Raw genomic sequence first — 18045 nt, forward strand, 5'->3', positions numbered from 1 at the left:
CAATATCTATGATCGGCTACACATTTTCCATGTTGTTCACCTGACAGACGTAAAAATCTGTGCAGAGTTAAGCGCAGTGGCAAGCGAGATGTATGCCCTGGCACGTCACTTGCTTAAGCTAATCGATGTCAGCCGCAGCAATCTGACAACCTGTGCGCGTTATTAAATCAATCAAATTGATTTAATTAAACACCCTCTTTTTGCATTTAGGCGGAGAAAACCATGAAAACCCGATTCACCCCCACGCTGAAAGGATGTTTTGCAGCCCTGCTGTTAGCGAGCGCGGGAAGCGCCTCAGCGGCCACCACGCTTAATGCGTTGTTCATGACCCAGGCCGCGTATAGCGAAAATGATATTCGCGCCATGACACAGGAGTTTGAAAAAGCGCACCCGGACGTGCAGGTCAATCTGGAGTTTGTGCCTTACGAAGCGCTGCACGATAAAATCGTCGCCGCACGCGGCGCCGGTGGCAACGGCTATGACGTGGTGTTGTTCGATGCCATCTGGCCGGCTGAATTCACCCGTTTTGACCTGTTGCAGGACGTGAGCAGCCGTATCACCCCGGAAGAAAAATCACAGATCTTCCCCGGAGCGATGAATACCGTGGTGTTCAAAGGGAAGACCCTCGGGATGCCGTGGATCCTCGATACCAAATACCTTTACTACAACAAAGCGATGCTGGAAAAAGCCGGGATCACCACCCTGCCTGAAACCTGGCAACAGGTGATGGATGATGCGCGCACCATCAAACAGAAAAACATCGTGAAATATCCGCTGGTCTGGAGCTGGTCGCAAGCAGAAGCGCTGGTGTGCGATTACACCACCCTGGTCTCTGGCTTTGGTGGCAAGTTCTACCAGAACGGCAAACTGGATTTCTCCAGCCCGGCGTCATTGCAGGCGGTGAAGTTGATGAAAAGCTCGCTGGATGAAGGTTTGAGCAATCCGGCTTCGCGTGAATACCTCGAAGAAGATGTGCGTAAATCCTTCTCCAACGGTGACGCCGCCTTCGCGCTGAACTGGACCTATATGTACAACATGGCGAACGATCCGAAACAGAGCAAAGTCGCTGGTCAGGTCGGCATCATGCCTGCACCAGGCGATGCGCCGGGTAAAGTCGGCGCGGTTAACGGGTCAATGGGCTTAGGCATTGCCAAAGGCAGCAGCCACCCGGAACAGGCATGGGACTACATCAGCTATATGACCTCGCAGCCGGTGCAGAATAAATACGCCACGCTAAGCCTGCCGATCTGGAAAAGCTCCTATCAGGATCCGGCGGTGCTGAAAAATCAGGAAAGCCTGATCGCTGCGGCGGATAAATCACTCAACGTGATGCTGTCACGCCCGGAAACCGCCGATTATTCCCGTCTCTCCAATACCCTGCAACAGCAACTGCAACAGGTGCTGCTGGGCAGTGTGACGCCGGAATCGGCGATGCAGACGGTGGATAAAAGCGCGGCACGTCTGCATTAAGGGGTCAGTATGCTGAGTTTGCGTCAACGCGAACAGCGGCAGGCATGGGTGCTGCTGGCACCCATGTTACTGGTGATGCTGCTGCTCACCGCCTGGCCTCTGCTACGCACCATCTGGCTGAGTTTCACCGATGCCGCCCTGATTGGCAGCGGTGAAGCCCCCGGCTGGGTTGGACTGGAAAACTACCTGTATGCCATAACCGATGCTGATTTTCAGAGCTCGTTGTGGCGCACCCTGTACTTCACCGTAGTGTCGGTGGCGATTGAAGGGGTGATTGGCGTGCTGGTCGCGCTGCTGCTAAACCAGAAATTTGTCGGCCGCAACATGCTGCGCGTGCTGGTGATTCTGCCGTGGGCGCTACCGACCATCGTCAACGCGATGATGTGGCGACTCAATTTCAACCCGGACTACGGCAGCATCAATGCCCTGTTGACCCAGTTGGGGATTATTGATGGCTACCGCAGTTGGCTGGGATCACCCGATTCCGCGCTTAACGCAGTGATGCTGGCGGATATCTGGAAAAACTACCCGCTGGTGACGTTGTTGGTGCTGGCAGCGCTGCAATCCATTCCTGACGACCTTTATGAAGCGGCACGCCTGGATGGCGCATCAGCATGGCGACGTTTTCACGCCATTACCTTTCCGGCGATTGTGGGTCCACTCAGCGTTGCCCTGGTACTACGTACCATCGATGCGTTCAAGATCTTCGACATTATTTACGTCATGACGCGCGGTGGCCCGGTCGATAGCACCAAAACTCTCAGCTTTTACGTCTATCAGGAGTCATTCAGCTATCTGCGTGCCGGCAGCGGTGCCGCCTACGCCATGCTGATGACGCTACTGTGTGCTGTGCTGATCACTATTTACATGTTGTTATTGTGGCGGCAGCGCCGCCGCGGGAGTGCCGATGAAGGCTAAAATACGCACGGTGGCGAAATACCTCGCCGCGCTGCTGGTCGCCGTATCGGTACTGGCACCCATGAGTTGGCTGTTTCTGATGAGCGTTAGCGCGACCAGCGATCTGACGCGCATCCCGCTGGAGTGGTTGCCGCGCCAGTGGGATTTCACTCGCTACGGCAGGCTATTGTCGCTGGCACCGGATCAGCCCGGCACGCTGTTTCTGCATGCGCTGGGCAACAGTCTGATCGTCGCCACCGGCGCGACCGTGATTTGCCTGTTGCTGGCGATTCCGGCCGCCTTCAGCTTCTCACGCTATCGTGGACGCGATGGCTGGCTGTTTGCCTCCCTCGCCATCTATATGGTGCCGCCGGTCGCCTTTGTCCTGCCGCTTTACTTCCTGTTGCAGCACTTTGATTTGCTCAACACCCGACCCGGTTTGATCATCGTTTATTGTTCGCTGATTTTGCCGTTTCTGACCTGGATGCTGAAAAACCAGTTCGACACCCTGCCCCGGGATATCGAGCAGGCCGCTCGTCTTGATGGTCTGCGCGTGTGGCAGGTATTGCTGCGCATCACCTTGCCGTTGGCAAAACCGGTCCTGGGCGCTGCGGCGCTGTTTGGCTGGCTGCTGGCATGGGACGAATTTTTCTATGCCCTGCTGTTCACCAGCAACATCGCTGCGCAGACCCTGCCGGTGACCATTGCCGGTTTCACTGCCGGACGTGCCACCGATGACGGTTTAATTGCGGCGGTCGGAATTCTGGCCTCAGTACCGCCCCTGTTTATTGCTATCTGGCTACAAAAAACCCTGGTAAGCGGTCTTGCCAGCGGGGGGAGTAAGGGATGATCAACACAACCACCGCCACCCTTTACGTGGTGGGCAATATCAATGTCGATTTAATTATGGGCACGCTGGATCAGTGGCCACAGCGTGGCACTGAAGTCATGGTCAAACACAGCGAGTTGCGCCCCGGCGGCTCAGCCGGTAACTGCGCGCTGGCGCTGGAGGCAATGCAGGTGCGTCATCGCGCTATCGCCAATCAGGGTGACGATGGCCTCAGCCAGTGGCTGGCGAGCCATTTTCCCCACAGCGCCGCACACTGGCCGCGTAGCCAGTGCGAAACCTCGCTGACGGTAGGCGTCACCCACTCCGACCACGAGCGTTCCTTTATCAGCAACTACGGTCATATTGTGCAGCTCACCGCGCAGCAGGTGCTGGATCAACTGCCGCAGCAGGCGACTGAGGGCGATATCGTGTTGCTGTGCGGCACTTTTCTCTGCCTGCATCTGTATGGCGACTATCCCGCGTTACTCACTGAGCTGCGCCAGCGTGGCTATCTGATTGCTGTCGATACCGGCTGGCCACCGCAGGGTTGGACGGAGGAAGTGCGGCAGGATATCGCCCGTTGGCTGCCGCTGTGCGACTGGTTGCTGCTGAACGAAGTGGAAACCCTCGGGCTGGCGGCACAGGCGCAACTCCCCACCAGCGCAACGCAACTGGCCCGGCAGTTAAGTGGTCGCGGCGGTTGCGTGGTGAAGTGTGGAGAACAGGGTGCGCGCTGCTGGCTGCGCGATCAACAGCTCAGCCAACCCGCCCGTCCGGTCACGGTGGTGGATACCATTGGCGCGGGCGATAGCTTTAACGCCGGGTTTCTCACCGCCCTGCTCCATCAGCAGGACGTTACCGCGGCTCTGCAATGGGGGATTGCGGTAGCCGCGCTGGCGATCAGCACCGCACCACGTCGCTACCCCAACTGGCAACAACTCCAATTTTCGGCAAAGGAACAATAATCATGGCCAGTGTTGAACTGATCAAAGTCGCCAAACGCTACGGCAAACAGTCGGTGCTGCATCCGCTCGATCTGACCATTCCCGATGGCAGTTTTACCGTGCTGGTCGGGCCGTCCGGCTGTGGCAAATCCACGCTGTTACGTTTGCTGGCCGGACTGGAGAGCCTGACCGAAGGCGCCATTTTGATGGACCAGGTGCAGATTAACGATCGCGATCCGGCTGACCGTGATATCGCGATGGTGTTTCAAAGCTATGCGCTGTACCCGCATCTGACGGTAGCGGAAAACCTGGCGTTTCATATGCAGGTGAAAAAGGTCAAACGCGAGGAGCAGCAAAGCAAAATTCAGCGTATCGCTGCCATTCTCGGCATTGATCAGCTATTGCAGCGCTATCCGCGCGCCTTGTCCGGGGGACAACGGCAGCGTGTGGCGATGGGGCGCGCGATGGTGCGCAACCCGCAGGTGTTCCTGTTTGATGAACCGCTCTCCAACCTTGATGCGCAATTACGTATGGAGTTGCGCGCGGAGATTAAATCGCTACATCAGCGCTTTAAAACCACCATGGTGTATGTCACCCATGATCAGGTCGAGGCAATGACGCTGGCAGATCAGATTGTGGTGATGCAGGCTGGTTACATCGTGCAGCAAGGCGCGCCGCTGGAGATTTACGATCGTCCCGCTAACACCTTTGTGGCGCGCTTTATCGGCTCACCGCCGATGAATCTGCTGCCTGCGCAACTGGTGAGCCATGAGGGTGTGCCTGGCGTGCAGTGTCAGGATCTGTGGCAACCGTTGCCGGCACGCTGGCATGCGGTGGCGCGCGAGCATGACGGTAAACCGGTTACCATTGGTTTACGTCCACACGATCTGCGCGAAGTGGATAACGGTGCCGCTGCGCGGGTGAATGTGGTGGAAATCACCGGGGAATCGACCCTGTTACATCTCGACTGGCACGGTCACGCGTTACATATGCAGATCGCCGGACGCCACGCCGCCAACAGTGGCGATGAATTGATCCTCGGTTTTAATAGCGAGAAAATACATCTGTTTGATGCTGAGACGGGTTATCGCTTAACCGAATCCGGCCACTGAAAATAAAAAAGCCACCCTCAATATGAGGGTGGCGAAATAAAATTCAGTTAATTAAAAACGCATAACAACGATGTTTTCGCGAACCCTCTTTCCCTAAGCATTGCACGATTTACTATTTTACCAGTACAGATGTTTTCGTCTGTCTTGGTCGTTTAAAGAAACTGTAAAACCCTTTTCATAATGTCCCGTAACGGCGCGATTTATCGCGCTGTTACAGATGTCAACGTGTTAAATCACGCCGTTACCAGGTCTTACCGATATTAAACTGGAACTGCTCAGACTTATCGCCTTCATATTTCTTAATCGGTACGGCATAAGAAAACACCAGAGGTCCCAGTGGCGACTGCCATTGCAGCGCAAGGCCGCTGGAAACACGGATATTGTTCGGATCACCGTAATCCGGAATACCGGCAGCGCGGGTTGCGGCGGTATTTTCCCACTTGGTATCCCATACCGTACCGGCATCAACAAACACCGACGTACGCAGAGAACTTTCATAGCGCTCGCTGACAAACGGCGTCGGCACAATCAGCTCGGCGCTGGCGACTGCCATCGCGTTACCGCCCACCGCATCATCAGATTTTTTCACCGCACAATCACTGTAGCTGCTTTCACTGCCGCTACAGCTGTAATACGCCGCTTTCGGACCAATGGTGTTGGAGGAGAAGCCACGCACCGAGCTGGAACCACCGGCATAGAAGTTGTCGTAGAACGGTACGTCTTTACCACCCAGACCATCGGCGTAACCGGCTTTGGTTCGTCCCATCAACACCCAACGGTGATCGCTACTGAGTGGCAGATAGGCGTTGGCGCTGAGTGTGCTTTTGTAATAGCTGTTGGTCGAACCCGGTACAGTGACTTTGGTGTTAAAACCCGCCGTTACACCCGATGTCGGGAAGAAGCCACGGTCCAGTGAGTTATAGCCCCAGCCAACATTCCAGAACACGTCATTGGCACTGAAGGTATTGGAACTGGTGGCGTAATCATCATCGTCGTCGTCATCGGTTTCGATCACTCGCGGATGTATGCCCACAGAACCCAGATAACGCCACATCGCCACCTGCGGTGCCATATTGCTGACACGGTTGTAGACGTAATCAAACCCGGTGTTGATGCTGTTATTTTCGCTGATCGGGAAACTTAATGTGGTGCCCGCCCCTAAACTCTTCAGCGTATATTCAGACAGATCGTCATCATCGGCTTTATAGTCGTTGTAGAACAACTTGCCACCGAGGCTAACGCCATCCACCGTGAAATACGGGTTGGTGGCGGAGACTTCAACATACGTTTGATAATCGTTTTTGGTGCCGCTAAAGCCAACGGTATTGCCGGTGCCCATCCAGTTATCCTGGCTGACGCCAAGCTGGAAACTGACGCCACTGTCGGTACCGTAACCAACACCGATATTGAACGAACCGGTGTTGCGCTCTTTGACTTTGTAGACCACATCAACCTGGTCCGGGCTGCCGGGCACACGCTGGGTATCGACGTCCACACTTTCGAAGTAGCCCGTACGGTTCAGACGCTCTTTGCCCTGATCAACCAGGTTGTTCGCCAGCCAGGCCCCTTCCATCTGGCGCATTTCGCGACGCAGTACGGAATCTTTTGAGGTGTCGTTGCCCTCAAAACGCACCTTACGGACGTAGAAACGGTTGCCAGCATCCACATTGACATGCAGTTTCACCGTCTTATCGGTATCGTTAATTTCCGGCTGGGTACTGACCTGCGGGAAGGCATAACCATAGCGACCTAACAGATCTTTGATCGCATTCTCATTCTGGGTGATCTTCGCACCGCTATACAGACCCCCTTTTGGGATCTGTGCCAGTTTCTCGATTTCAGCAGAGTGACCCGCCAGATTACCGTTCACCACCACGCCGCTAACATGATAAACATCGCCTTCGTGAATATTCACGGTGATGTAAATACCTTTACGGTCCGGTGTCAGACTGACCTGTGTGGAATCAATATTAAAACGGGCGTAGCCACGGTCGAGATAATAACTACGCAGCGTCTCCAGGTCGCCAGCCAGTTTTTGTTTCTGGTATTTCTGATCGGCGATAAAATTCCACCAGGGCACGCTGTCACGCAATTGAAATTGCGTAATCAGTTCATCATCAGAAAAAGCGTGGTTGCCGACAATATTGATCTGCTGAATTTTTGCCGATACACCTTCGGTAAAGATAAATTTCAGATCGACACGGTTACGTGGCAAGGGGGTAACTACCGCTTTGACGCTGGCGGTGTATTTACCCACGCTGTAGTAAAAGTCTTCCAGCCCCTTTTCAATCGAGGAGAGTGTGGTGCGGTCCAGCGCATTCCCGACGCTGACGCCAGACGCTTCCAGGTTTTGTTTCAGTTGATCTTCTTTAATCGCTTTATTGCCGGAGAACGAGATGCTGGCAATCGACGGACGTTCTTTCACTTTAATCAGCAGCGTATCGCCATCACGCAATACCTGCACATCTTCAAAGTTGCCGGTGGCAAACAGGGCACGAATGGTATTTTTGATATCGTCATCGTTAACACGATCGCCGACACGCACTGGCATACTCAGCATCGCCGCACCCGGTGCGACACGCTGTAGTCCATCAAAATGAATATCCCTGAGGGTGAAATCATCTGCACCGAAGGCAGTGGTGGTCACCATAAAGAGTAACCCGGTTAACATCTTTTTCATCTGCTATGAGCCTGCCGCTATTCCTGTGCCTGTGGCGATTGCCTTAATTCCCGCACCACAAAAAACGGGCTGAACACAGGGTTCAGCCCATTGATAGTGGCGTTATGTTCCGGAAAAAAGACCGCTTAGCCAAAGGTAAATTCAGTGAAGCAGGCGTATTTTCGGTTATTTTACAATAAGCTGAAAATCCACTGCTGAAATTACCCCACAAGAATTACGCACCAGAAACAATTAGCCTTCAGTTACGACCGGCTGAAAGGAGCGACGGCTCAGGCTGGTTAACACCACCAGCACCGCCATTAACATCCATTCGACCATCAACGTACCGGTGATCGCCATCAGATGCGTACCCTGTAACCAGATCTGTGTGAAGACACCGCCAAGTAACATCGGACCTAAACCCAGTGCCGATTGTTGTACGGTTGAAAGCATCGCGCTGCCCGCTCCCGCCTGATGATGCGGCACACCAGTCATACCAATACGGTAGAAGGTGCTGACGATAAACGACTGTCCAAAACCAATCAGGACCGTAGAGGGGATCAGCGTGACGATACCCACGTTCGGCCAGGCGTAATGCAGCGTGGCAATCAACAACAGCAAACCGAGCATCTGGATAACACAACCGGTCAGCAACGTGACACGTTTGCCAAAGCGTTCCACCATGCGCGTGCTCTGCATCGACCCGATAAAATAGGCCACGCCAAGCGCAATAAACGCATTGCCCGATTCAAAGGCGCTCAACCCCAGTCCTGATTGCAACGTCAGCGCCACGGCAAACATAAAGCCGCTCCAGCAGGAGAAGAACAGCACCGCCATAGTTAAACCAAACCGTACCCCGGGCAGGCGCAACAGCGAAGGCGGCAGCAAAGGTGCGCCTTGTGCGGCCTCCAGGCGTAATGCACTTTGGCGCAGGCGATGCAAAAACAGCGGGAACAGCGCCAACAATAAGATGCACGGCCACGACCAGTGCAACACCGGACCCAATGCCAGTGCCAGCATCAGACAACCCACCGCCCCGGCCAGCAGCAGCGTACCGCTAACATCAATCGCCACGCGCTGGCTGTTATGGGTTTCTGGCACAAAGCGGCGTGCCGTTAACACAACAAACAGGCAGATTGGCAGGTTGATCAGAAACACACTGCGCCAGCCATAACCACCGATGTCGGCTTTAATCAGGAAGCCGCCCAGCACCTGCCCCACAATAAATGCCAGCCCACCGATACCGCCATACAGACCAATGGCGCGCGCATGCGCTCTGCCCTTGAGGGACACATGCAATGTGGCGAGAATCTGTGGCACGATAAATGCGGCCCCAACCCCCTGCAATGCGCGGGCAAACATCAATACTCCGACATGACTGGCGATGCCGCACAACAGTGAGGCAAAACCAAATGTCCAGACGCCCGCCAGAAATACCCGGCGGCGACCATAGTTATCCCCGAGTCGGCCCCCCATCGCCAGACAGATGGCGAAGGCAATGCCGTAAACTGCCACGATCAACGCCAGCTCAATGGGCGTGGCGTGCAGGCTATGCGCCATCGCGTCGAGTGCGACGTTAACAATTGAAAAATCGATCATGGGCAGCAGTTGCCCGGACAGCAGGACCACCAATCCTGCCCGTTGAAGTTGCGATGATTGCATCGGTTTTACCCTTGTTTTTGTCTTCTGTGAGGCATAGCATCACCTAATCATTAAACGGGTACCAGTTCTTGTTTATCATGGTATAAATTCTACCCGTCTTATCAGGAGTGCCTTCAATGCTCAGCACGCAGCCCATTACTAACGCCGCCAATCACAACCGCAAATTGCTCGGGACTTTTCTGCGCACGCGACGCGAAAGTCTCGATCCAAATCGCCTCGGCCTGCCGCGTATGCGCCATCGCCGTACGCCGGGTCTGCGACGTGAGGAAGTGGCACAGCTGGCAGATGTTGGCGTGACCTGGTACACCTGGCTGGAGCAGGGGCGCGATATTAAAGCCTCGCCAAAAACCCTGACGGCGATTGCGACGGCGTTGCAATGCAACGATGTCGAGACACAGCATCTGTTTTCCCTTGCCGGGCATAACCTGCCTTCGGTGCGGGTGGTGGCGGCTTGCTGCAAAATTGCCGAACATAATCAAAAGATGCTGGATGCAATTCAGCTACCCGCCATCATTGAAACCCCGCGTTTCGATATTCTTGGCTATAACGCGGCATGGTGTGCGCTGATGGGGGTGGATCTGGCAGAAATTCCGCCGGAAGATCGTAACTGCATCTGGCTGGCGTTCAATCATCCCGGCTGGCGTGCCGCGATGGCCGACTGGGATGAAGTGATGCCTCAGATGGTGGCGATGTTTCGGGGTCAGATGGGGGAACACCTTGGCGACCCACATTGGGAAAGTTATCTCGCGCGGCTGCTCGCCAGTTCCGATGAATTTGGCCGCACCTGGCAGCGCTACGAGCTGGGCAAGGTGGAAAACCGTGTGAAACGTTTCCGGCGTCCTGGGGTGAGTGAAATGACACTGCGGCAGAATAACTGGTGGTCAGCATCACGTAATGGCGATCGTTTATTGGTGTATGTGCCAGACGATGCGGCCAGCACAGCGGCATTGCAGCAGTTGATTACCCGCGCATAACTGCAATCCGCTGAAAAGTGGTGACCCGGATTAAATCATTCCAAGGTTGAGGCTACAACTTTTGCTGTCCGTGGGCGTCTGATAACCCCCACTCCCAGTTCAATCATCGCCAGGATGACCAGTGAACCAATAAGCCAGGTTTTTCCTGCAACCACCAACAGCCAGCCACCCAGTGCGGGAAAACCAAATATCCCCACAAAGTAGGACACCACAAACCAGGTCAAAACGGCATGCCGATGCTGGGGCTGTGAATCGTTCACCGCCCAGGTCTGAAGGACCGGATATAACAGGCCATATCCCGCGCCGGTCAACATAGCCGCTACAATGTGGAAGGCCGGGTGTAGCGCCACCCCGGACAGACAGACCAGACCCATGATCAGGCACCCAAGCAGCCCAATAATAAGCGGCTGGCGCGGCCAACTGGCAAGGTACCGGAACAGCATCAGGCGGGTGGTGACTGCGGTGGCGGCATGCACGAAGAAAAAGACCCCGGCACTGGCATCCGTACCTTCCGTCAGAGAGACCTGGAACGCCATCATGCCTGAAAATACCGCCCCACCCAGGCCAACCATTATCACCGGGCGTCGTGCTGGCCCAGCCAACAATATCGGTAGTTTACGTACCCAAGAGCGAAAAACGCGTTCGTACAAAGGACGTGGTTCTCTGCGGCCAAAAAGTAGCAACAGGAATGAGGCGACGGCCAACATCGCTGCGACAACGAGAAAGGTGATTTGCAGTGATAAGTTGGCCTGAGCAATCAAAATGCTCTGCATCACCGGAATGCCACAAATTCCGGTCATTTGAAAAGCGCTGAACAACGTGAAACCACTGCCGCGTTCAGCATCATTCAGACGCTCCGACAACGCTAATGGTGCACCAAGGTAAAACATCCCCCACCCTATTCCCATCAGTAAAACTGCGAGACGGGGGAGATATCCCGGCTCCAGCCCATGCAAATTACCCAGCACAGCGTAGCCACAAGCAATAACCAGAGCAGCAATCGCCGCAAGACGAGCGGCATCCATCTTACCCGCCCCCCAGCCCACTATAGGTACCCCGATCAGCGTCCCGACTAAAGCCATGCTGAGAGCATGACCGGTTTCAATGTCACTCCCCCCATGTAAACGGAACCAGGCCGAAATCAGGAAAGTACTTCCGTATCCCCCGGCAGTGAGCAGCGTGCCCAACAGAAGGTAAGACATAGATAAGCAGCGCATCATTTACCCTCTTTCAGCAGAATGGGAGCCATTGACCTTAATAAGCTCACCGCGTCGATCAACCTCCCACCCGCCCAGACAATGTCTTTTTCGTTATTAAATCGCCCAATGCTGATTCGTACACTGGCCTGTATTTGCGCCACGCTGGCACCCATAGCCTGAAGTACATGAGAAGGTGTCTGATGTTTAGAAGAACAGGCCGACGCTGACGATAACGCGATATCAGGTAGTTCAAGCAGCAACGAACTCGCATCAACCCCCGAGAAGGCGATGTTGAGCACGCCGGGCAGACATTCGTGGGGATGGCCATTAATACTGATGTTGGGAACGGTATCGAAAAGTGCCTGTTTTAATCGGTTACGCAGTCCAGATAATCTGACTAACTCGCTGGGTAAATTAATCATTGCTATTTCAGCAGCACGACCAAAACCGACAATACCTGGCACATTAAGTGTGCCAGACCGCAAACCATGTTCCTGACCGCCCCCAACAATTTGTGGTGAAAGTCGCAGGCGTTCATCTGCGGTATTCACATAAAGCGCACCGACACCTTTAGGTCCATAGATTTTGTGAGCAGAAAAGGCGGCCAGACTGATGTTCATGCGTTGGACATCCAGGGCAATTTTCCCGAAAGCCTGTGTCGCATCAGTGTGAAATAAGATTCCTCTATCGCGGCAAAGTGCGCCAATTTCCTCAATCTTTTGCAGCGTACCCGTCTCATTATTGGCTGCCATGACAGAAACCAAACCCGTCTCTGGTCTGAGGGCGTTATTGAGTTCATTCAGGGAAACAATTCCGTCTGATTGAGGCCTCAAATAAGTGATGGGTGTTCCTTGTGCTGCAAGGCGAACACAACACGCCAGCACCGACCTATGTTCAATCATTGGGGTAATAATATGACTTCTACCCGGCGGAAGCTGGAGTCCATTTAGCGCCAGATTATTAGCTTCTGTAGCCCCTGACGTAAAGATAATATCGGAGGGACTGGCTGCATTGATGGCATGAGCAATAGACATTCTGGCTTGTTCAACGGCGCGCTGAGCTTCCCAACCGAAGCTATGGCTGTTGCTGGCAGCGTTACCATAATTATTGGTTAACCAGGGCATCATGGTTTGCAGCACTGTAGGGTCGAGCGCGGTCGTGGCATTATTATCCAAATAAACTGGCCGAGACGATGGGTACATGATGAACTCCTTTCTCATGCATAAGGTGTTGTTAACGTTTCCTGGCTTGATGAACGAGGAGAGGTCCACTCTCCCTGAATGATTTCTCCAGATATATTGACCAGATTAAGACGAATACGGGCAGATACGCCGAGCAAATGACTTAATTGCAACCCTCGCACATAAGCAAGACTTTCAGACCATTTACACTCTTCAAAGAAGACTTCAAGTTGCGTACATGATTTTTTCCCACCCACAACAGCACGCTCGAAATACTCTTTCGTAATGGCTGCACAAGTGAGTTTTTTATCCGCATCAGGCAGTGCCGGTGACTCATGGAGGATTCTCCGACTAAGCCTTTCAGGTATCTCTTGCGTGGATAAAAGATGGGCCAAATGCTGTCGGGCTGAATCTTCATGAATTGCATGAATATCACACAGGGCTATTGCGTATTTTTCTGCGATTGGAAGGAATACGTGTTGTATTGACGAATGCAAATGACTAAGGCGCGGATGGCGTTTTTGGCTATTTGAAAGATTTTCTGCAAGGAACTGGAGGCGAAAAATACCATGATGATCGAACGCAACGGAAAGCTCTGGCAAAGGCATCCCGCGATCCAACTCCTCACGCGCAAGCTTCAGAGCAGCCTCAAAAGCGAACAGTTGTGCTTCAACAGTGATGAATCCACAGCCATCCCTCTTAACACGGGAGTTTCCTGCGAGAATACCAAGGTCTGATCTGATCTGTTCCATGATTATCGATCTCCTTTGACGTAATGGTGTAGTTGCTGCTGTTACAGGGTCTTTAGCGGTTTGGTCTTTTTAGCAGTGCGGAGGATAGATCAATTTTCAATCGCACAAAGCTTTATCAGAAGCATTTGTTAGAAAAATCAGATATTCATCATGATGAATTAAGGTAGTTTATAGCTGCCTCGCTCTTTATATTGTTGTTTCAAAGTCACTTCTGTCTCTGGCCGATATGAATTGAAGTGAATCATAAAATCAGGATTGATTACTGAAATTTGATTGTCATTATTAGTGACCTACTAAAATTCATTTGGCGCCTTAACGAAATGTCAAATGAATGCAGCGAGTTAAAAGGCAATCTGATTCGTCCCCATAATAATTTTTGACGCCATTTATTTTGAACTGACGCGAATTTTTATAGCACCAATCATGTTTGTTACACGACACTTCGTGAAGTGCATCAAATATTCCACAAAGAAGCTGGTATCTGCCATAAACATATTGATAATAAACTCACTTAACTATCATGGTCGTCAGGGAAATGATCGATCACTAAAAAAAGGATTTTGTGTTGGATATACTTAAGTTTGCTAAATACACAGCAATCGCTGTGTATGGTCTTGTGGGCATCCTTGGTTGGTATGAATACCAGTCTCAACTTGATCATACAAAAAATACGCCCACCCTCAATAACATATCTCCTGATATGACGATCAATTATGTTAGAGCCATGGTCTGGTATCACTCACGGGGAAAACTCCAGGAACTGCGTTCAATCCTAAAGACGGATGATTTAACGCAGAAAGAGAGGATTGAAATTCGCATAAAAAATATGTTGCAACACCGTTCCTCTGCTTACATCCGGGAATTTAATACTTTACACACCCCCATACGAAACTTAGGGAACTGGTATCAGGAAAATTTTGATTTCAATACTTTCCTCCAGGATGTTTATGCAATCGTCTTTGACGGAGAATTAAATGTAGATGAAAAAATACGCAATATCACAGATGTAATGGAAGAGTACCAGAACATAACAAGCAGGAAACTTATAGAGAAATTAACCAAAGAAGGAGTTTACTATGAGCAATAAAAAAGTTGCAGTGCTTTTATCCGGTTGTGGCGTTTTTGACGGTGCTGAAATCAATGAAGTTGTACTAACTTTATTGGCTCTTGAAAATAACGGCTTTTCGCATCAGTGTTTTGCTCCAGATATTCAACAACATCACGTCATAGATCATAAAAAAGGTGACATTCCACCTGAAATCAGAAATGTTTTTACAGAATCAGCAAGGATTGTCAGAGGGAATATCAAACCTGTCACGGAGTGCAACAGTGAACAATTTGCAGCCGTAATTGTTCCGGGAGGCTTCGGTGTCGCAAAAAACCTCTCCAATTTTGCAACCGGTGAATCTGAGTTTCGCGTCGAAAAAAACACCCTTTCCGCACTTAAACAATTTGCAGCGGAAAACAAACCCGCCGGATATATGTGTATCGCACCGATCCTTATCCCTTCAGTCTATGGTCCTGACGTGAAGATCACCATCGGGAATGACGGGGAAGTCATTGAGTTTATCAAGAAGGCTGGCTGTCAACACCAGATAGCCAGATATAATGAAATCGTGGTAGATGAAACGAGAAATGTCGTCACAACACCGGCTTACATGCTGGCGCAAAGTATCAAGGAAGCGAAAGAGGGGATTGATAAACTTGTGGAAAAAGTTGTGTCGTTATTATGAATATATTCCTGTACGGTTGTGTGCTTGAGGTCTTATTATTTGCTCTGGTGATAGCACTGATGGAGATAAAAAATCCTTCGGTTATGACTCATCCTTTGCCAGTAAGACCTTCGCTTTTATACGATTACGACACACGCACTGTCATTTTAGATGGAAGATATATTGTTGCATCATTTCGTAATCAATCTTTAAATCATACCCTTTTTGAGTATCTGTATAACAATCCTGACAGAAAGATAGCACTTTCAGAACTGGATGATGTAGTTCTTAGAGGACGCATATTGAATCTAACTAAAGCCGCAGATGCGATGGGATTCAGAAATGAGCTACGCCGTTTGTTGTTTACGGCTGATGCCAGCTCAATAATTTTCCATCCATCCAGACTTAAGATTAACAAGGACATGATTAAAGTAACATGATGATTAATAGTAGCCGCTGAAACATTCCTGATGAACTGCTGAATAAAGCGATCGCCATCTGATAAGAAGGCATCGCTTTTATTGAATCGAACCTTAAATTGCACACCTAACCCATTAAAAAATAAACATTTCAAAGTTATTCCGACTGACTAAGCCAACACTCATCCCTACCACTTTCGTTCTGACAACTTCGGACTTATCTTCTGCAGCTTTCACATCAATACACTCTCGACTATTTTCTTTCGGTCACAACCCCCCTGTTAAATTAAATAGACATGGGATATTTACATATAGACTTCAAATATGGAGTACAGATAAACATGCAAAGAAGAAAAATGGAAAAAGACTGGCATAAAGAAGACATCCTTGCAGCAGTAAGGAAAAAGAAAAAGTCTCTTGCTGCTCTATCAAGAGAAAGTGGCCTTGCTTCAGGAACATTAAATTATGCCCTTAACCGGCCCTGGGCCAGAGGTGAGCATATTATTGCACAAGCAATAGGCGTTGCGCCTGAGGATATCTGGCCCAGTAGATATTTGCAGACAGAAAAAAATAAAAAGCATCAGATGCGACGTCCGGTAAACGATAATGGTCAGACAGCAGGTTACTTAATCAAAAACATTGTTAATCAATGAGTACGCCGGGAAAGCTAAATGACTTTAAGGCTTCGGGCCGTTATTCAGCCGTAATCAGTGACACGAATATACTGGGGGAATGGCCCTAACCACTTTTTATTTATTTACCCGATTGACTCCCTCTCCCGCTTGCGGGAGAGGGTTAAGATAAGGACTAATGACCATGCCTTGCCCGCTGTAGCGCATGACGGAACTGACTAACGTCGTGCGGGTACCAACAGCGACGTGACAGGGGAACATCCTCATCAACCGCTTCCGGCAGCGGTAATTTTTCCAGCGTACCCCGATTGCAGATTGCTCGAGCCAGGGTCGCAGGGGGAACGCCCAGATAGCGCGCCATTTCCGGTAATGTCATAACTGAAGTGCGCATCATAGCCTCCTATATCTCCTGTGTTTCGATCTCCATCTTGAGCCGCCAGTAGTAAGTTTTATTGATTTTGGTCAGTTTAGAATTTAATTCGGAACAAAAAATAACCAACTCACGCTTCCACTTCAGTGAAATCAAAAATATCCGAGCCGCAGCACAGAATCGTCTTAATCCCCTGACGTGTTGCACCAAAAGCGAACTACGCTGCACAAATGTTGATCTGTTGTTAATTCACTCGCCACCGATTCCGCAGGTGTGACGCGCCCTGCCGCGTTGGCACGCGTTCTGCATTGTTACTCAGCTAACAAAATGCCAACCAATGACAGCTTGCTAACATTGAGGCCGCGATGACTGCTAAACCCGAATTGATTGCTCGCATTGAAGCCAGTTTCAACCAGCAAACGCCGAGTGCGAAGCGCATCGCCAGTTGGTTGCTGACGCACAGTGCGCAGATCCCGTTTGAAACAGCAGACAGCATCGCGCAGGCTACGGGTACTACCGGAATTACCGTCGGTCGCTATCTGCGTAAGCTCGGTTATCGCAACCTGGACGACGTCAAGCAAAGCCTGCGGGATGTACCCGCCAGCCCTTATCAGGCCTGGGGAATGAATGAACGTCTTGATGCCTGGCAGCAACAGAATCGGCTGCCGCGCCGCTCGCAGCAGTCGCTGGAACTGGAGCTTGACGCCATCCAGCATGTCTATCAACTGGCGCAAAGCGAGGTGTTTCAGCGCGTGGTGCAGCAACTGACGCACGCCGATGCGGTATTTGTACTCGGCATCCAGTCCACCCGTGGTATCGCTAACGCCTTTTTTAGCCATCTCGAATACCTGCGACCGCGCGTCAGCTATGCCGAGGGGCTTTCGGGCAGTTGGGTGGAATCCCTGAATTCTGGCTTTGAACGCCCCTATGTGGTGATCACCGATACCCGCGCCTACTCCGCCATTGCCCGCCAGTATTGCCGCGTAGCGTGCGAACAACAGGTGCAGCTGGCGTTAATCACCGATATCTGGTGTCCGTGGGCGCGTGACTACCCGCTGGATTTATTACAGGTGAAAACTGATACCGGCCATTTCTGGGATTCGCTGGCACCAATCACCTGCCTGTTTAACCTGCTGTTGTCAGGCGTCGTCGATCAACTGGGTGACAACCTTGCCACCCGTTTGGCGGCGAATCGTCAGTTACAGCAGGAATTTGGTCAATTTGAACGTTAAG

Annotated in this window: 17 protein-coding genes; 11 read left to right on the forward strand and 6 right to left on the reverse strand. The window is 51.5% G+C overall.

What is annotated here, in order from left to right; translation table 11 throughout:
* Positions 1-222: 222 nt before the first annotated feature.
* From AC6I8T_RS23145 to AC6I8T_RS23165, 5 genes are read left to right on the forward strand one after another with little or no spacing between them, the layout of a single operon-like run.
* Positions 223-1470, forward strand: coding sequence for an extracellular solute-binding protein (locus AC6I8T_RS23145; RefSeq protein ID WP_208726214.1), 1248 nt, complete (start codon positions 223-225; stop codon positions 1468-1470).
* 9 nt (positions 1471-1479) lie between these two features.
* Positions 1480-2388 carry a carbohydrate ABC transporter permease gene (locus tag AC6I8T_RS23150; RefSeq protein WP_208726212.1) on the forward strand — a complete coding sequence of 303 codons (909 nt, stop codon included), beginning with the start codon at positions 1480-1482 and terminating at the stop codon, positions 2386-2388.
* Positions 2378-3217: a carbohydrate ABC transporter permease gene (locus AC6I8T_RS23155; protein ID WP_208726210.1), complete on the forward strand. Its 840-nt coding sequence runs from the start codon at positions 2378-2380 to the stop codon at positions 3215-3217. Before AC6I8T_RS23150 ends, AC6I8T_RS23155 begins: the two co-directional genes overlap by 11 nt.
* Positions 3214-4161 carry a carbohydrate kinase family protein gene (locus AC6I8T_RS23160; RefSeq protein ID WP_497834471.1) on the forward strand — a complete coding sequence of 316 codons (948 nt, stop codon included), beginning with the start codon at positions 3214-3216 and terminating at the stop codon, positions 4159-4161. The genes AC6I8T_RS23155 and AC6I8T_RS23160 overlap by 4 nt, the downstream gene beginning before the upstream one ends.
* A gap of 2 nt (positions 4162-4163) precedes the next feature.
* On the forward strand, positions 4164-5252 hold the full coding sequence (locus AC6I8T_RS23165; RefSeq protein WP_208726201.1) for an ABC transporter ATP-binding protein: 1089 nt from the start codon (positions 4164-4166) through the stop codon (positions 5250-5252).
* A gap of 241 nt (positions 5253-5493) precedes the next feature.
* Here the strand turns inward: AC6I8T_RS23165 and bamA are convergent, their stop codons facing one another.
* Together bamA and AC6I8T_RS23175 are read right to left on the reverse strand one after the other, a co-directional pair.
* Entirely contained in the window at positions 5494-7932 is a 2439-nt protein-coding gene (bamA, locus tag AC6I8T_RS23170; RefSeq protein ID WP_208726199.1) for an outer membrane protein assembly factor BamA, read from the reverse strand.
* Between the two features lie 231 nt (positions 7933-8163).
* The gene (locus AC6I8T_RS23175; RefSeq protein ID WP_208726197.1) at positions 8164-9573 is read right to left on the reverse strand and encodes an MFS transporter; all 1410 of its coding nucleotides are present in this window, start codon (positions 9571-9573) and stop codon (positions 8164-8166) included.
* Positions 9574-9689: 116 nt separating this feature from the next.
* On the opposite strand from AC6I8T_RS23175, the gene AC6I8T_RS23180 reads away from it, so the two are divergent.
* Positions 9690-10547 carry a helix-turn-helix transcriptional regulator gene (locus AC6I8T_RS23180; RefSeq protein WP_208726195.1) on the forward strand — a complete coding sequence of 286 codons (858 nt, stop codon included), beginning with the start codon at positions 9690-9692 and terminating at the stop codon, positions 10545-10547.
* Positions 10548-10582: 35 nt separating this feature from the next.
* On the opposite strand, the gene AC6I8T_RS23185 is transcribed toward AC6I8T_RS23180, so the two are convergent.
* Genes AC6I8T_RS23185 through AC6I8T_RS23195 form a run of 3 tightly spaced genes read right to left on the reverse strand, consistent with a single transcriptional unit; the run spans position 10583 to position 13679 of the window.
* Positions 10583-11764, reverse strand: coding sequence for an MFS transporter (locus tag AC6I8T_RS23185; RefSeq protein ID WP_497834522.1), 1182 nt, complete (start codon positions 11762-11764; stop codon positions 10583-10585).
* Entirely contained in the window at positions 11764-12948 is a 1185-nt protein-coding gene (locus AC6I8T_RS23190) for a cysteine desulfurase family protein (protein WP_497834472.1), read from the reverse strand. The genes AC6I8T_RS23185 and AC6I8T_RS23190 overlap by 1 nt, the downstream gene beginning before the upstream one ends.
* 14 nt (positions 12949-12962) lie before the next feature.
* Positions 12963-13679, reverse strand: a complete 717-nt coding sequence (locus tag AC6I8T_RS23195; protein ID WP_208726191.1) for a hypothetical protein — start codon at positions 13677-13679, stop codon at positions 12963-12965.
* 565 nt (positions 13680-14244) lie between these two features.
* Between AC6I8T_RS23195 and AC6I8T_RS23200 the strand changes: the two genes are divergently transcribed.
* The 4 genes from AC6I8T_RS23200 (at position 14245) to AC6I8T_RS23215 (ending at position 16463) form a co-directional block, all read left to right on the forward strand.
* A complete protein-coding gene (locus AC6I8T_RS23200; protein ID WP_497834473.1) occupies positions 14245-14766 on the forward strand; it encodes a hypothetical protein in 522 nt (173 codons plus the stop codon).
* Positions 14756-15412: an isoprenoid biosynthesis glyoxalase ElbB gene (elbB, locus tag AC6I8T_RS23205; RefSeq protein WP_208726188.1), complete on the forward strand. Its 657-nt coding sequence runs from the start codon at positions 14756-14758 to the stop codon at positions 15410-15412. Before AC6I8T_RS23200 ends, elbB begins: the two co-directional genes overlap by 11 nt.
* Positions 15409-15831 (forward strand): hypothetical protein, encoded by a 423-nt coding sequence (locus AC6I8T_RS23210; RefSeq protein ID WP_208726186.1) that lies wholly within the window; start codon positions 15409-15411, stop codon positions 15829-15831. Before elbB ends, AC6I8T_RS23210 begins: the two co-directional genes overlap by 4 nt.
* A gap of 320 nt (positions 15832-16151) precedes the next feature.
* The gene (locus AC6I8T_RS23215) at positions 16152-16463 is read left to right on the forward strand and encodes a helix-turn-helix domain-containing protein (protein WP_437180285.1); all 312 of its coding nucleotides are present in this window, start codon (positions 16152-16154) and stop codon (positions 16461-16463) included.
* Positions 16464-16617: 154 nt separating this feature from the next.
* On the opposite strand, the gene AC6I8T_RS23220 is transcribed toward AC6I8T_RS23215, so the two are convergent.
* Positions 16618-16836, reverse strand: coding sequence for a hypothetical protein (locus AC6I8T_RS23220; RefSeq protein ID WP_437180284.1), 219 nt, complete (start codon positions 16834-16836; stop codon positions 16618-16620).
* Positions 16837-17177: 341 nt separating this feature from the next.
* Between AC6I8T_RS23220 and AC6I8T_RS23225 the strand changes: the two genes are divergently transcribed.
* Positions 17178-18044, forward strand: a complete 867-nt coding sequence (locus AC6I8T_RS23225) for a MurR/RpiR family transcriptional regulator (RefSeq protein ID WP_208726183.1) — start codon at positions 17178-17180, stop codon at positions 18042-18044.
* Position 18045 lies beyond the last annotated feature (1 nt).

The organism is Pantoea sp. X-Soil-OKNW-556 (genome assembly GCF_059730695.1).

Bases quoted from the DNA above. Each gene is read 5' to 3' on its own strand.
- AC6I8T_RS23145 (WP_208726214.1), top strand. From the start codon at position 223: ATGAAAACCCGATTCACCCCCACGCTGAAAGGATGTTTTGCAGCCCTG.
- AC6I8T_RS23150 (WP_208726212.1), top strand. From the start codon at position 1,480: ATGCTGAGTTTGCGTCAACGCGAACAGCGGCAGGCATGGGTGCTGCTG.
- AC6I8T_RS23155 (WP_208726210.1), top strand. From the start codon at position 2,378: ATGAAGGCTAAAATACGCACGGTGGCGAAATACCTCGCCGCGCTGCTG.
- AC6I8T_RS23160 (WP_497834471.1), top strand. From the start codon at position 3,214: ATGATCAACACAACCACCGCCACCCTTTACGTGGTGGGCAATATCAAT.
- AC6I8T_RS23165 (WP_208726201.1), top strand. From the start codon at position 4,164: ATGGCCAGTGTTGAACTGATCAAAGTCGCCAAACGCTACGGCAAACAG.
- bamA (WP_208726199.1), bottom strand. From the start codon at position 7,932: ATGAAAAAGATGTTAACCGGGTTACTCTTTATGGTGACCACCACTGCC.
- AC6I8T_RS23175 (WP_208726197.1), bottom strand. From the start codon at position 9,573: ATGCAATCATCGCAACTTCAACGGGCAGGATTGGTGGTCCTGCTGTCC.
- AC6I8T_RS23180 (WP_208726195.1), top strand. From the start codon at position 9,690: ATGCTCAGCACGCAGCCCATTACTAACGCCGCCAATCACAACCGCAAA.
- AC6I8T_RS23185 (WP_497834522.1), bottom strand. From the start codon at position 11,764: ATGCGCTGCTTATCTATGTCTTACCTTCTGTTGGGCACGCTGCTCACT.
- AC6I8T_RS23190 (WP_497834472.1), bottom strand. From the start codon at position 12,948: ATGTACCCATCGTCTCGGCCAGTTTATTTGGATAATAATGCCACGACC.
- AC6I8T_RS23195 (WP_208726191.1), bottom strand. From the start codon at position 13,679: ATGGAACAGATCAGATCAGACCTTGGTATTCTCGCAGGAAACTCCCGT.
- elbB (WP_208726188.1), top strand. From the start codon at position 14,756: ATGAGCAATAAAAAAGTTGCAGTGCTTTTATCCGGTTGTGGCGTTTTT.
- AC6I8T_RS23210 (WP_208726186.1), top strand. From the start codon at position 15,409: ATGAATATATTCCTGTACGGTTGTGTGCTTGAGGTCTTATTATTTGCT.
- AC6I8T_RS23215 (WP_437180285.1), top strand. From the start codon at position 16,152: ATGCAAAGAAGAAAAATGGAAAAAGACTGGCATAAAGAAGACATCCTT.
- AC6I8T_RS23220 (WP_437180284.1), bottom strand. From the start codon at position 16,836: ATGATGCGCACTTCAGTTATGACATTACCGGAAATGGCGCGCTATCTG.
- AC6I8T_RS23225 (WP_208726183.1), top strand. From the start codon at position 17,178: ATGACTGCTAAACCCGAATTGATTGCTCGCATTGAAGCCAGTTTCAAC.